17 protein-coding genes and 1 pseudogene are annotated in these 16745 nt (G+C 63.9%); 10 read left to right on the top strand and 8 right to left on the bottom strand.

Annotated elements, in window-relative coordinates; genetic code table 11:
* The first annotated feature begins 195 nt into the window (after positions 1 to 195).
* The 3 genes from puuD to L981_RS26900 all read left to right on the top strand — a co-directional run bounded on the left by puuD (position 196) and on the right by L981_RS26900 (position 3999).
* Entirely contained in the window at positions 196 to 1434 is a 1239-nt protein-coding gene (gene puuD, locus L981_RS26890) for a urate hydroxylase PuuD (protein ID WP_043623661.1), read from the top strand.
* On the top strand, positions 1431 to 2747 hold the full coding sequence (guaD, locus tag L981_RS26895) for a guanine deaminase (protein WP_043623664.1): 1317 nt from the start codon (positions 1431 to 1433) through the stop codon (positions 2745 to 2747). Before puuD ends, guaD begins: the two co-directional genes overlap by 4 nt.
* A 115-nt stretch (positions 2748 to 2862) precedes the next feature.
* On the top strand, positions 2863 to 3999 hold the full coding sequence (locus L981_RS26900) for an alpha-hydroxy acid oxidase (protein WP_043623667.1): 1137 nt from the start codon (positions 2863 to 2865) through the stop codon (positions 3997 to 3999).
* Positions 4000 to 4145: 146 nt separating this feature from the next.
* Here L981_RS26900 and uraH read toward each other — a convergent pair whose 3' ends face one another.
* From uraH to puuE, 4 genes are all read right to left on the bottom strand, one after another.
* Positions 4146 to 4508, bottom strand: coding sequence for a hydroxyisourate hydrolase (gene uraH, locus L981_RS26905; RefSeq protein WP_043623670.1), 363 nt, complete (start codon positions 4506 to 4508; stop codon positions 4146 to 4148).
* 65 nt (positions 4509 to 4573) lie between these two features.
* Complete coding sequence (locus tag L981_RS26910) at positions 4574 to 5071, bottom strand: ureidoglycolate lyase (protein WP_043623672.1); 498 nt, start codon at positions 5069 to 5071, stop codon at positions 4574 to 4576.
* A 96-nt stretch (positions 5072 to 5167) separates the two neighbouring features.
* Entirely contained in the window at positions 5168 to 5671 is a 504-nt protein-coding gene (gene uraD / locus L981_RS26915) for a 2-oxo-4-hydroxy-4-carboxy-5-ureidoimidazoline decarboxylase (RefSeq protein WP_043623675.1), read from the bottom strand.
* The gene (gene puuE, locus L981_RS26920) at positions 5671 to 6600 is read right to left on the bottom strand and encodes an allantoinase PuuE (protein WP_043623678.1); all 930 of its coding nucleotides are present in this window, start codon (positions 6598 to 6600) and stop codon (positions 5671 to 5673) included. Before puuE ends, uraD begins: the two co-directional genes overlap by 1 nt.
* A 166-nt stretch (positions 6601 to 6766) precedes the next feature.
* Here puuE and L981_RS26925 point away from each other — a divergent pair, with 166 nt between their 5' ends.
* On the top strand, positions 6767 to 7255 hold the full coding sequence (locus L981_RS26925; protein WP_245281727.1) for an NUDIX domain-containing protein: 489 nt from the start codon (positions 6767 to 6769) through the stop codon (positions 7253 to 7255).
* Here the strand turns inward: L981_RS26925 and L981_RS26930 are convergent.
* Positions 7252 to 8052, bottom strand: coding sequence for a DUF1045 domain-containing protein (locus L981_RS26930; protein WP_082006171.1), 801 nt, complete (start codon positions 8050 to 8052; stop codon positions 7252 to 7254). The two genes, L981_RS26925 and L981_RS26930, sit on opposite strands and share 4 nt — an antisense overlap.
* A 226-nt stretch (positions 8053 to 8278) precedes the next feature.
* Between L981_RS26930 and L981_RS26935 the strand changes: the two genes are divergently transcribed.
* Positions 8279 to 8668: a PRC-barrel domain-containing protein gene (locus L981_RS26935; RefSeq protein ID WP_043623681.1), complete on the top strand. Its 390-nt coding sequence runs from the start codon at positions 8279 to 8281 to the stop codon at positions 8666 to 8668.
* Positions 8669 to 8726: 58 nt separating this feature from the next.
* Here the strand turns inward: L981_RS26935 and L981_RS26940 are convergent, their stop codons facing one another.
* Positions 8727 to 9869, bottom strand: coding sequence for an FAD-binding oxidoreductase (locus tag L981_RS26940; protein ID WP_043623684.1), 1143 nt, complete (start codon positions 9867 to 9869; stop codon positions 8727 to 8729).
* Positions 9870 to 9908: 39 nt separating this feature from the next.
* Here L981_RS26940 and mnmD point away from each other — a divergent pair, with 39 nt between their 5' ends.
* Positions 9909 to 10625, top strand: a complete 717-nt coding sequence (mnmD, locus tag L981_RS26945; protein ID WP_043623687.1) for a tRNA (5-methylaminomethyl-2-thiouridine)(34)-methyltransferase MnmD — start codon at positions 9909 to 9911, stop codon at positions 10623 to 10625.
* Positions 10626 to 10790: 165 nt separating this feature from the next.
* On the top strand, positions 10791 to 12377 hold the full coding sequence (locus L981_RS26950; RefSeq protein ID WP_043623689.1) for a trimethylamine methyltransferase family protein: 1587 nt from the start codon (positions 10791 to 10793) through the stop codon (positions 12375 to 12377).
* 54 nt (positions 12378 to 12431) lie between these two features.
* Here L981_RS26950 and L981_RS26955 read toward each other — a convergent pair whose 3' ends face one another.
* Together L981_RS26955 and L981_RS26960 are read right to left on the bottom strand one after the other, a co-directional pair.
* Positions 12432 to 12881 (bottom strand): host attachment protein, encoded by a 450-nt coding sequence (locus L981_RS26955; protein ID WP_043623693.1) that lies wholly within the window; start codon positions 12879 to 12881, stop codon positions 12432 to 12434.
* 127 nt (positions 12882 to 13008) lie between these two features.
* Positions 13009 to 13683: a YafY family protein gene (locus L981_RS26960; RefSeq protein WP_043623696.1), complete on the bottom strand. Its 675-nt coding sequence runs from the start codon at positions 13681 to 13683 to the stop codon at positions 13009 to 13011.
* A gap of 149 nt (positions 13684 to 13832) precedes the next feature.
* Between L981_RS26960 and L981_RS26965 the strand changes: the two genes are divergently transcribed.
* The 3 genes and pseudogenes from L981_RS26965 to L981_RS26975 all read left to right on the top strand — a co-directional run.
* Complete coding sequence (locus L981_RS26965) at positions 13833 to 14132, top strand: hypothetical protein (RefSeq protein WP_043623699.1); 300 nt, start codon at positions 13833 to 13835, stop codon at positions 14130 to 14132.
* 38 nt (positions 14133 to 14170) lie between these two features.
* Positions 14171 to 15271: pseudogene (locus tag L981_RS26970) on the top strand (DNA alkylation repair protein).
* A gap of 294 nt (positions 15272 to 15565) precedes the next feature.
* A partial coding sequence (locus tag L981_RS26975; RefSeq protein WP_043623705.1) for a DEAD/DEAH box helicase occupies positions 15566 to 16745 on the top strand: 1180 nt, incomplete at its 3' end.

The raw sequence follows: 16745 nt of genomic DNA on the forward strand, positions 1-16745 counted from the left end.
GGCTGCGACTACTGGCTCGCCTATCCGCACGCCCGCCGCAACACGCCAAAGATCCGGATTTTCCGCGACTGGATCCTCGGCGAGCTTTGCGCGCCGAACTTCCTGCAAGCAAATAGCGTTTGAGGAGCGCGCAAGCCCCTTTTCCCCTCCGCGGTTTATGCGCAAAGTGAGGCAACGGAGACAAAGGGGATCTGAATGTACGAGTTCGCCATCGCCTGGGAATGGCTGGCCTTTGCCGTGCGCTGGTTGCACGTCATCACCGCCATCGCCTGGATCGGCTCATCCTTCTATTTCATCGCGCTCGACCTGGGTCTGGTAAAGCGCGATCATCTGCCCGTCGGCGCCTATGGCGAGGAGTGGCAGGTCCATGGCGGCGGATTCTACCACATCCAGAAATACCTGGTGGCGCCGGCCTCGATGCCCGAGCATCTCACCTGGTTCAAATGGGAATCCTATGTGACGTGGCTCTCGGGCTTCGCCATGCTCTGTGTCGTCTACTATGGCGGCGCCGACCTCTTCCTGATCGACCGGCACGTGCTCGACATCTCGGCAACGACGGCGATCCTGATTTCGCTCGCCTCGCTCGGCATCGGCTGGCTGTTTTATGATCTCCTCTGCAAGTCGCCGATCGGCAAGAACACCTGGGGGCTGATGGCGCTGCTCTATGTGGCGCTCGTCGCCATGGCCTGGGGCTACACCCAGGTCTTTACCGGTCGTGCAGCTTTCCTGCATCTCGGCGCCTTCACCGCCACGATCATGTCGGCCAACGTTTTCTTCATCATCATTCCCAACCAGAAGATCGTCGTCGCCGACCTGATCGCCGGCCGCACGCCCGATCCGAAGCTCGGCGCGCAGGCCAAGCAGCGCTCGCTGCACAACAACTACCTGACCCTACCGGTCATCTTCTTCATGCTGTCGAACCACTATCCGCTGGCCTTTGCGACGGCATTCAACTGGATCATCGCAGCACTCGTCTTCCTGATGGGCGTCACCATCCGACACTGGTTCAACACCACCCACGCCCGCAAGGGCAAGCCAACCTGGACCTGGCTCGTCACCGCCCTTCTCTTCATCGCGATCATGTGGCTCTCGACCGTGCCGAAGGTGCTGACCGGCGGCGAAAAGGCGGAGGTGGCCCCGGTCTTCAAGCGCTTCGCCGCCAATGCCCATTTCCCCGCCGTCAAGGACACAGTCTCGACCCGCTGTTCGATGTGCCATGCGGCAGAACCGGTCTATGAGGGCATCACCCAGGCGCCGAAGGGCGTCGTGCTCGAAAGCGATGCGGAGATTGCCGCCCATGCCCGCGAAATCTATATCCAGGCCGGGCGCAGCCACGCGATGCCGCCCGGCAACGTGACAGACATGACGACGGACGAGCGCCAGCTTCTGACAGCCTGGTTCGAAGGCGCCGTCGAGGAAGGCAAGACACAATGACGATCACCCTCATCCGCGGCCGGCTCTTGAGCTTTCACCGCGCGCCGACGTCGATCGACGACAGCGCCGCCTACAGCTACGAAAGCGACGGAGCTTTGCTGGTTGCGGGGGGGCAGATCGTCGCGAGCGGCGCTTACGCCGCGGTGAAGGCCGGCGCTCCGCAGGATGTGGCGGAAATCGATCACCGCCCGCACCTGATCGTGCCCGGCTTCATCGACACGCACCTGCATTTCCCGCAGATGCAGGTGATGGCCTCCTATGCCGCCAACCTGTTGGAATGGCTCAACACCTACACCTTCCCGGAGGAATGCCGCTTCGTCGAGACCGCGCATGCAGAGCGGATCGCAACGCGCTTCTTTGATGAGATGGTCCGCCACGGCACGACAACCGCAACCGCCTATTGCTCGGTACACAAGGCGTCCGCCGACGCCTTCTTCGCCGAAGCGCTCAGGCGCGACATGCGCATGGTCGCCGGCAAGGTGATGATGGACCGCAACGCCCCGCAAGGCCTGCTCGATACGCCGGAGATGAGCTACGACGAGACCCGCGCCGTCATCCGCGACTGGCACGGCAAGGGCCGCAACCACGTCGCCATCACCCCGCGCTTCGCCATCACCTCGACGCCGGAGCAGATGGACGTCGCGAAATCGCTGGTGCATGAATTCCCTGATCTGCATGTGCAGACCCATCTTTCGGAAAACCGCGACGAGATCGCCTTTACCTGCGAACTTTATCCGCAAGCCGTCGATTACACCGACGTCTACGCCCGCTACGGCCTGCTCGGACCCAAGAGCCTGTTCGGCCACTGCATCCATCTGTCGGAGCGCGAGGCGGATGTCATGAGCGAAACCGGCTCGGTCGCCGTCTTTTGCCCGACCTCCAACCTCTTCCTCGGCTCCGGCCTCTTCCCGCTTCGCGCGCTTAGCCGCCGCGACAAGCCGGTGCGCACTTCGGTCGCCTCCGACATCGGCGGCGGCACCAGCTACTCCATGCTGAAGACGCTCGACGAGGCCTACAAGATCCTGCAGTTGCAGGGCGAGCGGCTGAACCCCTTCGACAGTTTCTTCATGATGACCCGCGGCAATGCCGAGGCACTCTCGCTCGCCGACAGGATCGGCACGCTCGAAGCCGGCACCGACGCGGATTTCATCGTGCTCGACATGGCGGCGACGCCGGCGATGGCGCTTCGGGCCGAAGTGGTCAATTCGCTCGCCGACGAGCTCTTCCTGCTGCAGACCATGGGCGACGACCGGTCGATCGTCGAAACCTATGTCGCCGGCAAGCCGGCAAAATCGGCGCTTGCCGCTGCATGACCAACCAAACGCAGAGAGGTCAAGAAAATTGACCTCTCTGCGTTCTGGCTATTAACAAGCCTCCGGCAAACATGGTAATGGCTCGTTCAATCTCCGTTGGACGAAGGCCGTTCCCATGACGCAAATCCTCGAAATCAGCGACCTCAAGGCGCTCGCCAAGCGCCGGGTGCCGAAACTCTTCTTCGACTACGCCGACAGCGGCGCCTGGACCGAGGGCACCTATCGCGCCAATGAGGAGGATTTCGCCAAGGTCAAGCTGCGCCAGCGCGTGCTGGTCGACATGACAAACCGCTCGCTCGAAACGACGATGATCGGGCAGAAGGTGTCGATGCCGGTGGCGCTTGCCCCGACCGGCCTCACCGGCATGCAGCACGCCGACGGCGAGATGCTGGCCGCCCAGGCGGCGGAAGCCTTCGGCGTGCCCTTCACGCTCTCGACCATGAGCATCTGCTCGATCGAGGACGTCGCCTCGGTGACGACCAAACCCTTCTGGTTCCAGCTCTACGTCATGCGCGAACGCGAATTCGTGCTCAACCTCATCGACCGCGCCAAGGCCGCCAAGTGCTCGGCGCTGGTGCTGACGCTCGACCTGCAGATCCTCGGCCAGCGTCATAAGGACCTGAGGAACGGCCTTTCCGCGCCGCCGAAGATGACGCCGAAGCACCTCTGGCAGATGGCCACACGTCCCGGCTGGTGCATGAAGATGCTCGGCACCAAGCGCCGCACCTTCCGCAACATCGTCGGCCACGCCAAGAGCGTCACCGACCTTTCCTCGCTCGGCGCCTGGACGACGGAACAGTTCGACCCGCAGCTGTCGTGGAAGGATGTCGCCTGGATCAAGGAGCGTTGGGGCGGGCCGCTGATCCTCAAGGGCATCCTCGATCCGGAAGACGCGAAGATGGCAGCCGCCACCGGCGCTGACGCGATCATCGTCTCCAACCATGGCGGCCGGCAACTCGACGGCGCCCATTCTTCGATCAGCATGCTGCCACGCATCGTCGATGCCGTCGGCCACCAGATCGAGGTGCATGTCGACGGCGGCATCCGCTCTGGCCAGGACGTGCTGAAGGCCGTCGCCATGGGCGCCAAGGGCACCTATATCGGCCGCCCCTTCCTCTATGGCCTCGGCGCCATGGGCAAGGACGGTGTCACCAAGGCGCTGGAGATCATCCGCAAGGAGATGGACATCACCATGGCCCTCTGCGGCAAGCGCGACATCAACGACGTCGATCGTAGCATCCTGGCGGAGTGAGACGGCGCACCTCCCACGCTCTTGTCATGCTCGGGCTCGACCCGAGCATCCAAAGCCTCAAGTGACGTATGGATCCTCGGGTCAAGCCCGAGGATGACCCTTTGAGAGATCCGGCGCCTTAAGGCATGTGGCGTCTGGTGGACGCCTCAACTCCCCCGGTAGGTCGAGTACCCATAGGGCGAAAGCAGCAGCGGCACATGATAGTGGCTCGCCGGATCGGCGATGCCAAAGCGCAAGGGGATGCGATCAAGGAAGGCCGGCTCCGGCAGTGTCACGCCTGACCGGCGCAAATAGTCGCCGGCATGGAACACCAGCTCGTAATTGCCAGCCATGAAGCCGATGCCTTCGACCATCGGGCCGTCGACGCGGCCGTCGCTGTTGGTGTGGACGGTGCGGATCAGCTGCCGCTCCTCGCCTTCCAGCCAATAGAGATCGATGCGGAGACCCTCGGCCGGCTTGCCGAGTGCGGTGTCGAGAACATGGGTCGTCAGGCGGCCGGTGCTGCTCATCTCATACTCCTTCATAAACGGGTACGGGAGGCGGACGAAAGAACGTCCGCATTTTTCATCAGTCGCTAGATCGCACTCTCTATGACGAAGGGTACCTCATAGAAGAACTCCTCGAGATTGTTGCCCGGCCCTTCGCGGTCGACGATGAGGAAATCGCTGACGGCGCCGATGGACATCAGCGGGTGATGCCAGACATTACGGCCGTAGTTGACGCCTTGCCGGCCATTGGCCTGAAACACCCGCGGTGCACCCGGACGACCGCCTTCGTCTTCAGCGACGATGACCAGCCAGGGACGGTCGTCGAGCGGCGAAAAGCTCTGGCTGCCAAGCGGGTGCCGCTCCATCATCGTCACCGAATAGGGGAAAGCCCGCGGTTGGCCGCGAAAAATGTTGATGATGACGTTGGCGCCCTCGCCGACGACATCGGCGCGCGCCAACCCGTGGAAGCGTTCGGTATTGCCGCCGTTGATGTAGCGCATCGTTGCCGGATCGGCTTCGATGACGGTTCCGAACGGGGCGAAGGCGTCGCGTGTCAGCGGTTCGATCGTAAGCAGGCGCGACATTATGCGGAGACCTCGCAAGAAGACTTGGCGCTTGCGGATGTCCGATCCAGTTCGAGCGCCCTCCTCATGAGCGGGGACAGGCATCGAACGGTTTTGTCAGGCATTTTCGTCTCCAGGAAGCATCGACTGCAGGCGCAGGCGGGCGATTTTCTCGACCTGTGCGCAAGCGGTTTCAAATTCCTCTTCGGGCGAATTGTCAATGCGGCTTTCGAAGGAGGCAAGAATTTGCGCCTTGGTCAGCCCCTTCACCGCGATGATGAAGGGGAAGCCGAATTTCTTCGTGTAGACATCGTTGAGCCCGGTGAAGCGCTGATGCTCCTCTGGCGTCAACCGGTCGAGGCCAGCGGATGCCTGTTCCGCCGTCGAATCCGCCGTCAGCTTGCCGGCGATCGCCAGCTTGCCGGCAAGATCGGGGTGCGCGCGCAGCACCTGCATCTTCTCGCGCGGCAGCGCCGTGCGAAAGGCCTGGCAAAGCGCTGAGTGCACCGTGCCCGCCGTCAGCCCCGTCGCCGCGGCTCGGTCGTAGGCGCGTTCGGCAACCCAGGGCGAGTGCTCGAACACGCCACCGAAACGGGCAACGAAGGCATCACGGTCGGTCATCAGAGCGCCCCTTCCGGCTTGTGGTACTGGTACCAGTGGTTGGCGATGTCGATGCGACGCGGTACCCAGACCTTGTCGTGCGACATCACGTAGTCGATGAAGCGGGCAAGAGCGGCGGCGCGGCCCGGGCGGCCGACGAGCCGGCAGTGAAGCCCGATGTTCATCATCTTGGCGTCGCCCTGGCGGCCTTCCTCGTAGAGCACGTCGAAGGTGTCCTTGAGATAGCTGAAGAACTGGTCGCCGCTGTTGAAGCCCTGCGGCGTCGCAAAGCGCATGTCGTTGGCGTCGAGCGTATAGGGGATGATCAGGTGCGGCTTGTCGGGCGAAAGACCCGGCACCCAGTAGGGCAGCTCGTCGGCATAGCTGTCGCAGGAGTAGAGGAAGCCGCCCTCCTCCAGCACCAGCTTCAGCGTATTGGCCGAAGGCTTGCCCTGGTAGATGCCGAGCGGGCGCTCGCCGGTGAGTTCGGTGTGCAGGCGGACGACCTCGCGGATATGCTCGCGCTCGACGTCTTCCGGCACGTCCTTGTATTCCAGCCAGCGCAGACCGTGGCTGGCGATTTCCCAGCCGGCTTCCTTCATGGCCTCAACCGCTTCCGGATTGCGCGCCATGGCCTGCGTCACGCCATAGACGGTCAGCGGCACGTTGCGGCTGGTGAACATGCGCCACAGCCGCCAGAAGCCGGAACGGGCGCCATACTCGTAGATCGATTCCATGTTGAGGTTGCGCTGGCCAGCCCAGGGCTGTGCGCCGACGATCTCCGACAGCAGGCATTCGGACGCCGGGTCGCCATCGAGAATGCAGCTTTCGCCGCCCTCTTCGTAGTTCAGCACGAACTGCACGGCGATGCGCGCATCGCCCGGCCAGTTTGCCTTCGGCGGATTGCGGCCGTAGCCAACGAGGTCGCGCGGATACTTAGTCTCAGACATCAAATCACCCTTCGAATTTTTAGGAACGGTATCACCGCCGACCGGATTGTCGATACCGAAATGACGGGAAGCGGGGCAGCGGCAGCACCATGGCCCTGACGGAAATCACCAGAAAAATTCCGTTCAGGCCGAGGTTGAGCGATTTTCCGAAACCGCGTTGAATGGATTGGCAAGGACAACGGCCCGCATCGAGATGAAATCCTACATTCAAGCGCTTCGCGAAAAAGTCGGTTCCGGCCTGCTTCTCTGCCCGTCGGTGGCGGCCGTCATTCTCGATCCCGATGGCAGGATCCTGTTGCAGGAGAAAGCAAGCGGCGAAGGCTGGAGCCTGCCGGCCGGCGCCATCGAGCCGGGCGAAACGCCTGTCGATGCGATCCTTCGCGAGGTCATGGAGGAAACCGGCTATCCGGTCTCGGTCGAGCGGATACTGGGCGTCTTCGGCGGAGAAGCGTTTCGCTACACCTACCCGAACGCCGACCGCGTCGAATATGTGGTTACGCTCTATCGATGCCGGATCGTCGGTTCCCAGCAGCCGATCAGCGACGGCGAAACGAAGTCGCTGCGCTACTTCGCGCTCTCGGACATGCCGCCCCTCGGTCTGCCCTATCCGAAAGCGCTGCTGTTTGCAGATCCGCCCGTGTGCGTTTCCGGTTAGCGCTGCGCCATCAGCGCAGCGACGATCAGCGGCAGCGGCCGAACCGCGCCTTGCGGCGCCAGCGACGGATCGGCGGCGCGCTTTGCCCGCTCGGCGCGCGTGTTCGTCGAGATCTTGCCGAGCGGGTGCTGCGAATGCACCCGCATGGGTGCCCCCGTCTCCTGTTCGACAAACAGCGCAAGGCTGCCGATCGAAAGCGGTTTTGATAGGCAGGGCTCGAAGAGGTCGCGCAGTGGTGCCTCGACCCGCCGCATCGCGTCTGGTGCAAGCGGGCCGGTCAGCATCATGTGGAAGCGGTACTCGTCCATCACATGCGGATCGCCCCAACGGTACAGGTTGGAAAACTGCGGCGCGGTCAGTCGGTCCGGATCGGAACGCTCGATCTCGTCTTCGCTGAGCGGCGCGCGGAAGGCGTCGAACTCCTGGACGACGTTGGCCGCAAGCAGATGCATGGCCGTACTCGGCACCTGCGGCATCAGCCCGAAGCATCGACCGATACGAGCAACCTCCAGGCGATCGATTTCGAACGGGGTCTGGGCGCCGGCAAAATGCATCAGCGCCTTCAGAAGCTTCGATTCCGTCATATCGGGATGCAGGCGGAACGGCGACATCATCACCGCGTGAAAGCCGAAGCGGCGGGGTACCGCCGTGTGATAGGCGACATCTGCGGCGCTCAAGCCCGCGACCGACGGCAATTCCGTGGGGTCGCCGGAATAGACGTTGCGCCCCAGCCAGCTTGCAGCGGTCGCGGAAAGCGGGTCGGCCATCGGCGGCGTAAAACAAATGGCATAGCGCATCGGCTGGCTCCGGGTATTCCTCAGCGCGGGATGAGCAAAAGCATGCGGTTTTCCGCCCTCACCCCGACTTGTCCAATGGCCGCGTCTTAGGTGATTTGCGTGACAGATTGACGAAGTCGGCCGGGGATGAGTGCAGCGCCGGCCCAAACGTCGCCGTTGGTTTTTCGGAACCATCCGGCCGATCGCCCGTTCCGCAATGGTAGGAAAACAAGGATGGAGAAGAAGCGTGACCTATCACAATGCGAACCTTCAGGACGCCCGGATCAAGGAGACCCACGACCTGATCGCGAGCGACAAGGTTGAAGGCACGAGGGTCTACGGCCCCGACGACAAACACATCGGCTCGATCGAGCGCGTGATCATCGAGAAGTGCAGCGGGCGCGTCGCCTATGCGGTGCTCGGATTCGGCGGCTTTCTCGGCCTCGGCGAAGACCACTATCCGCTACCCTGGGCAAAGCTGACCTATGACGAGAAGCTCGGCGGCTATCGCACTGATGTGACTCGCGATCAGGTCGAAAACGCGCCGAAATATCACGGCACCGACGAGTACGACTGGAACGCGGAAAACGGCCGCCGTGTCTATGACTACTACGGCGTGCCGCCCTACTGGATGTAATGCCTGACTTTCGATCTCTCGGGTCCCGCCGCCGGCGGGGCCTTTCGCATGTCCGGGGCTAAAGGCTTTTGTCGCGAAGTGCGGCTATGTGATTCCGGCAGAAGAAGGAATCGGGAATATCGATCGTCGGAGAACCGGCGATCTCGTCCATGACGAAACGCGCCAGTCGATGCGCAATGCCGAAGCTCACCTTGAAGCCGCCGGTCAGGACCGAAACATTCGAATGGTCCGGATGCCGGCCGACCATCGGCTCGCGCCCCGTCGCCTTCGGACGCACCCCCGCCCATCGCTCCACCACCTCGGCCTCTGCCAGGCGCGGCGCAAGCGCCACGGCGCGCCGAAGCAGTTCATCGAGCTGTGCGTCCGTCGACAGGGGATCGGCAAAACTGTTTTCGCTGGTGCTGCCGACCGCCACATGGCCGTCGTCATGGGCGATGATGTAGACGCCGTCGGCGAAAATCACCGGAAGTGCCGGGTCAATCTCCGCCCGCAGCAGTGCCGCCTGGCCCTTGACCGCCGTGCCGCTCGTTTCCGCCAGCGGCGCTGACACGTCGTCGATCAATTGAAAACTGCCGACACCGGCGGCGATGATGCAATGCTCGAAACCGATCCGGGTGCCGTCGTCGAGTTCCGCCCAACCGTGTGCCGGCTCGATCCGGCGCACGCCCCGGCGTTCGTCTATATAGGCGTTCGGTGCCTGCAGGAGGGCCGTGCGGAGGGCCGCAAGCATGCGACGCGGCGAGACGCGCGCGGCGAGCGTATCGAAGACCATGCCGTGCGCTGCTGCCTCGGCGCCTGGCCAGCCCTCAGGCCCCTCGTCCTTCACGTGCCAGTGGAACTGCCTGTCGGCCGCCCGCCAGTGGCTCAGTGCATCCTGCTCGTGCCGAAGGGCGATGTCGCGCAGGTGAGGCTTGGCGAGCGGGATCAAGCGGCCCGTCCGCCGATAGCCGGTCGACCCCCCCGTCTCCGCCTCGATCGCCGCGATCTCTTCTTCGATCGCCACGAGTGCGTCGAACTGGAACTGCTTCTTGTCGTTCCAGCGATCGGGCATATGCGGCATGAGCGCGCCCAAAAGGCCACCGCTGGCGCCAGCGCCGATCGCCTGCTGCTCGACGAGCCGCACGGTCATGCCCCTGCGCGCGGCGCCAAGCGCGGCCCACAGCCCCATGATGCCGCCGCCGACGACCAAAAGCTCGCTCATCGATTGACCTTCTCCGGCCGGCGGATTATCGCCTTGGCCATGACAGGATCCGCAGACCCGATCGAGCCCCCGGCGCACCAGAACCTTGATTGGCACGAGGGCGATATGCCCTATTCCCGGGAGTTTGGCGATCACTTTTATTGCCGCACCGACGGGCGGCTGGAGTGCGGCCACGTCTTCCTGTCGGGCAACGGCCTGCCCGATCGCTGGGTCGGTGCAGGCACCTTCCGCATCGGCGAACTCGGCTTCGGCACCGGCCTCAATTTCTGCGAAACCTGGCGTCAGTGGAAGATGACCGCGACCGCCGGCGACCGGCTGCAGTTCGTGTCCTTCGAACGTTTCCCGATGGCGGCAGAAGAGATTTCGCGCGCGCTTGGCCATTGGCCGGAGATCGACACAGAGCGCCAGGCGCTGGCCTCGCGCTGGCCGGCCGAGCCCGATGGCGACGTCCGGATCGACTTCGGCGACGGCGTCAGCCTCACGGTCGTCTGCGGTCCGGCACTCGAGGGCGTCGCACGCGCGGAACAACCGTTCGACGCCTGGTATCTCGACGGCTTTGCGCCGTCGCGCAATCCCGACATGTGGTCAGAGGATCTGATGCGGCTGGTCTTCGAAACGACCACGCACGGCGGCAGTTTCGCCACCTATGCCGCTGCCGGTTTCGTCCGCCGCAATTTGCAGGCCGCGGGCTTTGCCGTCGAAAAGCGCAAGGGTTTTGCCGGCAAGCGCGAGATGTTGCGGGGCGACCGAGCCTAGCGCTCGTCCCCGTTAAACGTGTCTTGAGCGATTGCGCCATCCGGCTGCAGAAATGCGTCAGGGCAAGCGATTTACTCCACAAGAGAACTGAACTGTCGCAAATGGCGGGCCATCGCCGCTTCGAATCTGCGACACACTCCCCATCGGCAACACGGTGGGTCTTTCATGAACGACGATCAGTTTCCCGATGCAGCAACCGGCGACGCAGCCTCGACGCCGCTGGAGCGCCGACGCCGCCCGGGCGGGCGCAGTGTCGAGCGTGTGCGCAGATCCCCCGGCGGAAAATATCTCAATCTTGTCAATACGCTGGCGAAATCCACCGTCCTTTCGGATGATGCGCTTGAATCGGTGCATGAGGCGTCGCTGACGATCCTCGAAGAGATCGGCATGGACGTCATCCTGCCGGAGGCGCGCGAGCGGATGAAGGCTGCCGGCGCCGACGTGACACCCGGCACCGACCGGGTGCGCTTCGACCGCGGGCTGATCCTGGACATGATCGCCTCGGTACCGCCAGCCTTCACCATGCATGCCCGCAACCCGGCCCGCAATGTCGCGATCGGCGGCAACAATCTCGTCTTCGCCCAGATCGCCAGCGCCCCCTTCGTCGCCGACCGGGACGGCGGCCGGCGCACCGGCAATCAGGAGGATTACCGCAAGCTGGTGAAGCTCGCGCAATCCTATGACATCGTCCACACGACCGGCGGCTATCCGGTCGAGCCGGTCGACATCCATGCCTCGGTGCGCCACCTCGATTGCCTCTCCGACATGGTGAAGCTCACCGACAAGGTGTTCCACGTCTATTCCCTCGGCAAGCAGCGCAACACCGACGGCATCGAGATCGCCCGCATTGGCCGCGGCATCTCGATGGAGCAGATGGAACGCGAGCCCTCGCTCTTCACCATCATCAACACCTCCTCGCCGCTGCGCCTCGACGGGCCGATGCTGCAGGGCATCATCGAGATGTCCTCGCGCAACCAGGTGGTCGTGGTCACGCCGTTCACGCTCGCCGGCGCCATGGCGCCGGTGACGATCGCCGGTGCGCTGGTGCAGCAGAACGCCGAGGCGCTCTGCGGCATCGCCTTTACCCAGATGGTCCGGCGCGGGGCGCCAGTCATGTATGGCGGCTTCACCTCCAATGTCGACATGAAGACCGGCGCACCCGCCTTCGGCACGCCGGAATACATGAAGGCGGTGGTCGCCGGCGGCCAGCTCGCCCGCCGCTACAACATCCCCTACCGCACCTCGAACACCAACGCCGCCAATACGCTGGACGCTCAAGCGGCTTACGAATCCGCCATGTCGCTCTGGGCGTTGACGCAAGGGGGCGGCAACTTCGTCATGCACGCCGCCGGTTGGACCGAAGGCGGGCTCACGGCCTCCTTCGAGAAATTCATCCTCGACGTCGACATGCTGCAGATGGTGGCGGAATACCTGACCCCGCTCGATGTCAGCGAGGATGCGCTCGGGCTCGACGCCGTGCGCGATGTTGGTCCCGGCGGCCATTACTTCGGCACGCTGCACACGCTGCAGCGCTACGAGACCGCCTTCTATTCACCGATCCTGTCGGACTGGCGCAACTTCGAGACCTGGGCCGAAGCCGGGCGACCGACCACCTACGACCATGCCAACCGGATCTTCAAACAGAAGCTCAACGACTATGAGCGCCCCCCGCTCGATCCCGCGATCGAGGAGGAACTCGATGCCTTTGTCGCCAAGCGCAAGGCGGAAGGCGGCGTCCCGACCGATTTCTGACGGGACGCCTTGGGTATACCGGAAGGCGCTACGAAGCCCGGCTGCGACCGAGCCTTAAGGGAACACTGCGGCCCGTGCCGTTGCGATCAATTGCTCGGTGGTGGCAGCCACGCAATTGCGGTCGATCTCGGCGACTGTCCGCTCGCGGACATGGGCGGAAAGCTGCTTGCGGAGATCGCCAAGCGTCCGGGGTGCCGCACAGATCACTAGGCTGTCGAAGGCCTGGTTGGCGGCATAGCTTTCGAGCCTTCCGGCCACATCAGCAACAAAGCGCTGCTGCTCCTCGCGAACAGGATCGCTCTTGTATTCCATGGCCGAGCGGCCGTGTCCGACGGACGAATGCGATCGGCCCGGCTTGTCGGCCATGATGTCCTGAACGCGCTTCGGTTCGGTGTGAAAGGTCTCCTCCTCCGGCCGCTGGCGCTCTTCCTTCAACAGGTTCACGCCCTTGACGATGCGCGCGGTGTTGCCATCCGCGGCCAGTATCCAAGTCCGGTTCTGCACGATTGTCTCCCAGTGAAAGGTGTGGATCGCGAAGGGTCATGAAGACCCTGTAAAGGAAACGAACGAGCGGCGATCCGGTTCCATCGGAAGGTGGTGACGATGCTAATTGTTTCGCCGGGTGCGCCGGTCACATCCGCGCGATATAGGCTTCGAAGCTGCGCTCCGGCATCACCTCATAGCGTTCGCGCTGGACGTGAAGCGCGCTGATCCTGTCGACCCGGAAATCGCGGAAATCCGACCTCAGTTCGCACCAGCCCGTCAGCAGCCAGAAATGCCCGAAGACGCTCAAGCCCAGCGGCCAGATGATGCGCTCGGAATGTTCGTCCTTGAGGCTGTCATAGGCCAGGCGAAGCTTGCGGCGACCGGCGATCGCCAGGCGGATCTCGCCGAGCAGCGCCGGCGGTTCCGGCTGGAGCGACGAGCGGAATGCGCGAAGCGGTGCTGCCGTCAGCCGTTGTCGATGTTCGGGCGGCAGACCATGGGCGATTTTCTCCATCGCCTCGCGCGCCGCTTGGGCGAGCCTGCCGTCGCCGAGCATCTGCACCGCCCGCGCGCCGAAGGCGAGCGCTTCCAGCTGCTCGAAGGTAAAGGCAAGCGGCGGCGCATCGAAGGCGCCGCGCAGGAGATAGCCGACGCCGCGCTCGCCGTCGATCGGCGCGCCTGAGGCGATCAGGTGCTCCATGTCGCGATAGATGGTGCGCTGGGCGACCTCCATCTTCTCGGCGATCTCGCGCGCCGTCATCACCCGGCCGCTCGCGCGCAGGAGCTGAATGATGCGAAACAGCCGGTCGGCGGGTCTCATGTCTGGCCTCCCAACGGCAAGGCGTCGTTGACGTATCAAAGGGCTACCGCGCGCCTGGCTTGTCCACAAGCACGCCGCCGTCGGCAATGGCCATAAGGCTGTCAGTTGCCCTGTGTTAAATCAAGCGACAACTCACAGGGAGCATCCTCATGACCAGCGATCACATCCTCGAACTTGCCGTCTGCATCGTCACCGACAGGCCGGCCGCGACGGCCACGCGCCAGCGCGCCATGCAGGCGGTTTCACGCTATCCGGGCTTCGTCTCCTGGCGCGCTGTCGATTCCTGCGAGACTTCGGGCATGTTCGCCGACCTGGTCGAATGGGAAACGCTGGAGGCTGCGAAATCGGCCGGCGAGCGCGTCCGGGTCGACCCTGAGTTCGCACCTTACGCAGCCACCATCAGCGCGGTAATGCTGGTGCAGCATTTTAGTGGCGGCCAGCGGATCTGACCGACCCGGAATTAGACGAACAAAGGATTGCCTGAGCGATGGCCGAACCACTGAAGAACCTGCTGCACCCCGGTGTCGTCGTCGCCATCGCCGATGCGCTCGGGCGTAATGCGGGAACCTTCGATCGCAGGAAGTTCATGGTGCTTGCGGGTGAAGGCCTGGAGGCGCTGGAGCTGATGCAGCGGTCGCTGCAGATCCGCGACGCGCTGGTCGAGACGCTGCCGCAGGCATTTCCGGAGGCGGCCGCCATCCTCGGCGCCTGCCTTCCCCGCGACGGCGCCGAGGGCATCAGCGGCTGGTCGCTGCTGCCCGTCAGCCAGTACGTCGCCTTGCGCGGCCTCGACGACTTCGACCTTTCGCTGTCGCTGCTGCGCGCGCTGACGCCGCATTTCACAGCCGAGTTCGGCATCCGCGTCTTCATCGATCGTGATCAGGAGCGCGCCCTTGCGACGATCCGCGGCTGGACGAAGGACCCCAACCATCACGTCCGTCGATTGGCGAGCGAAGGCACCCGCCCGCGCCTGCCCTGGGCGATGCGGCTGCCGCAGCTCATTCGCGATCCGCAGCCGATCCTGCCGATCCTGACGGCCCTCCTCGACGACCCCGAGGACTATGTGCGCCGCTCGGTTGCCAACAGCCTCAACGACATCGCCAAGGACCATCCCGACCTGGTGGCCGCTTTCGTCGCCGAGCATATCGGCGACGCATCGCCGGAGCGCCGCCAGCTTCTACGCCACGCCTCGCGCACGCTTTTGAAGCAGGGCCACGCGGACGCGCTCGGCAATTTCGGTTTTGCGCCCCCGGCAGGCATCAATGCCCGCTTTTCGCTCGATCGTTCGGACATCGTGCTCGGCGAAAGTCTCGGCCTGCGTCTCGCCGTCAGCCATGACGCCTAGACGAGCCAGAAAGTGATGATCGACTACGCCGTGCACCACCGCAAGGCAAACGGCGCAACCTCGCCGAAAGTGTTCAAGTGGACGTCGGCGACGCTTGCCCCCGGCGCCTCGATCGAGATCGAGAAACGCCATGCGATCCGGCCGATCACCACCCGCAAATACTACCCCGGCGCACACCGGATCGTCATCCTCGTCAACGGCCAGGAAGCAGCCGAAGCGGGCTTCGATCTCGCGCTTGAGTAGATCTCATTTCGCACCTGCGAAAAGATGGACCTTGACTTTTTCGTCCAAACCAACGACATGGTGCCCAGCGTCACCTTCCGGCCGCCGCGTGAGCGCGCCCTCGGCAGACATAGAAAGCCGTGAAGAAGGATAGCGCACATATCACCGCAATAGGCGGCACAGCACAGGCGCTTGACGACTTAATTCAACCCACAAGTTCCCAATTCACGCGGGGTTCTTGACGCCGAACGACACCGGAACAGCAACAACGCGGTTCCGGCGAATGCGTTTGGCGCCCCCAAAAGGTATATGCATTTGTCCACCTTTAAAGATCTCGGCCTCTCCGAGCACATTCTGGAAACCCTGTCTGCCAACGGCTTCGAAAAGCCGACCCCGATCCAGGCACAGGCCATTCCGCTGGTGCTGAAGGGCAACGATCTCATCGGCCTCGCCCAGACCGGCACCGGCAAGACCGCTGCCTTCGGCCTGCCGATGATCGAAAAGCTGGTCGCCGAAAGCCGGCGTCCCGATCCGCGCAACATCCGCGCGCTGGTGCTGGCACCGACCCGTGAACTGGTCAACCAGATCGCCGCCAACCTCAAGCTGTTCGTGAAGAAGTCGCCGATCAAGGTCGGCGTCGTCGTCGGCGGCGTTTCGATCAACAAGCAGACCGAGCAGCTTGCCCGCGGCGTCGACATCCTGGTCGCCACCCCCGGCCGCCTGCTCGACCTCGTCGCCCGCAAGGCCGTGACGCTGACGCAGGGCCGCTACCTGGTGCTTGACGAGGCCGACCAGATGCTCGACCTCGGCTTCATCCACGACCTGCGCAAGATCTCCAAGCTGGTGCCGAAGAACCGCCAGACGCTGCTCTTCTCGGCCACCATGCCGAAGCAGATCGCCGAGCTCGCCGGCGAGTACCTGACCAACCCGGTCAAGGTCGAAGTCACGCCTCCGGGCAAGGCTGCCGACAAGGTCGAACAGTACGTGCACTTCGTGCCCGGCAAGGACCTGAAGACGCAGATCCTCAAGAAGTCGCTGACCGACAACCCGGACGGCCTGTCGCTGATCTTCAGCCGCACCAAGCACGGCGCCGAGAAGCTGATGAAGCATCTCGACCACGTCGGCTTCAAGGCCGCCTCGATCCACGGCAACAAGAGCCAGGGCCAGCGCGAGCGCGCGCTCAAGGCCTTCCGTGACGGCGAAATCCGCGTGCTGGTCGCAACCGACGTCGCTGCCCGCGGCATCGACATTCCCGGCGTTACCCACGTCTACAACTACGACCTGCCGGAAGTGCCGGATGCCTATGTTCACCGCATCGGCCGCACCGCGCGCGCCGGCCGCGACGGCATCGCCATCGCCTTCTGCGCGCCGGACGAAATCCGCCTGCTGCGCGACATCGAGAAGCTGATGGGCATCAACATTGCCGTTGCCAGCGGCGAGGCTCCGGCCGACCAGGCGCGTCCGGCCAAGGGCCGCGGCGGCCGCGGCAACAACG

Source organism: Ensifer sp. ZNC0028, from assembly GCF_000799055.1.
In the GTDB taxonomy this organism is placed as follows: Bacteria; Pseudomonadota; Alphaproteobacteria; order Rhizobiales; family Rhizobiaceae; genus Ensifer.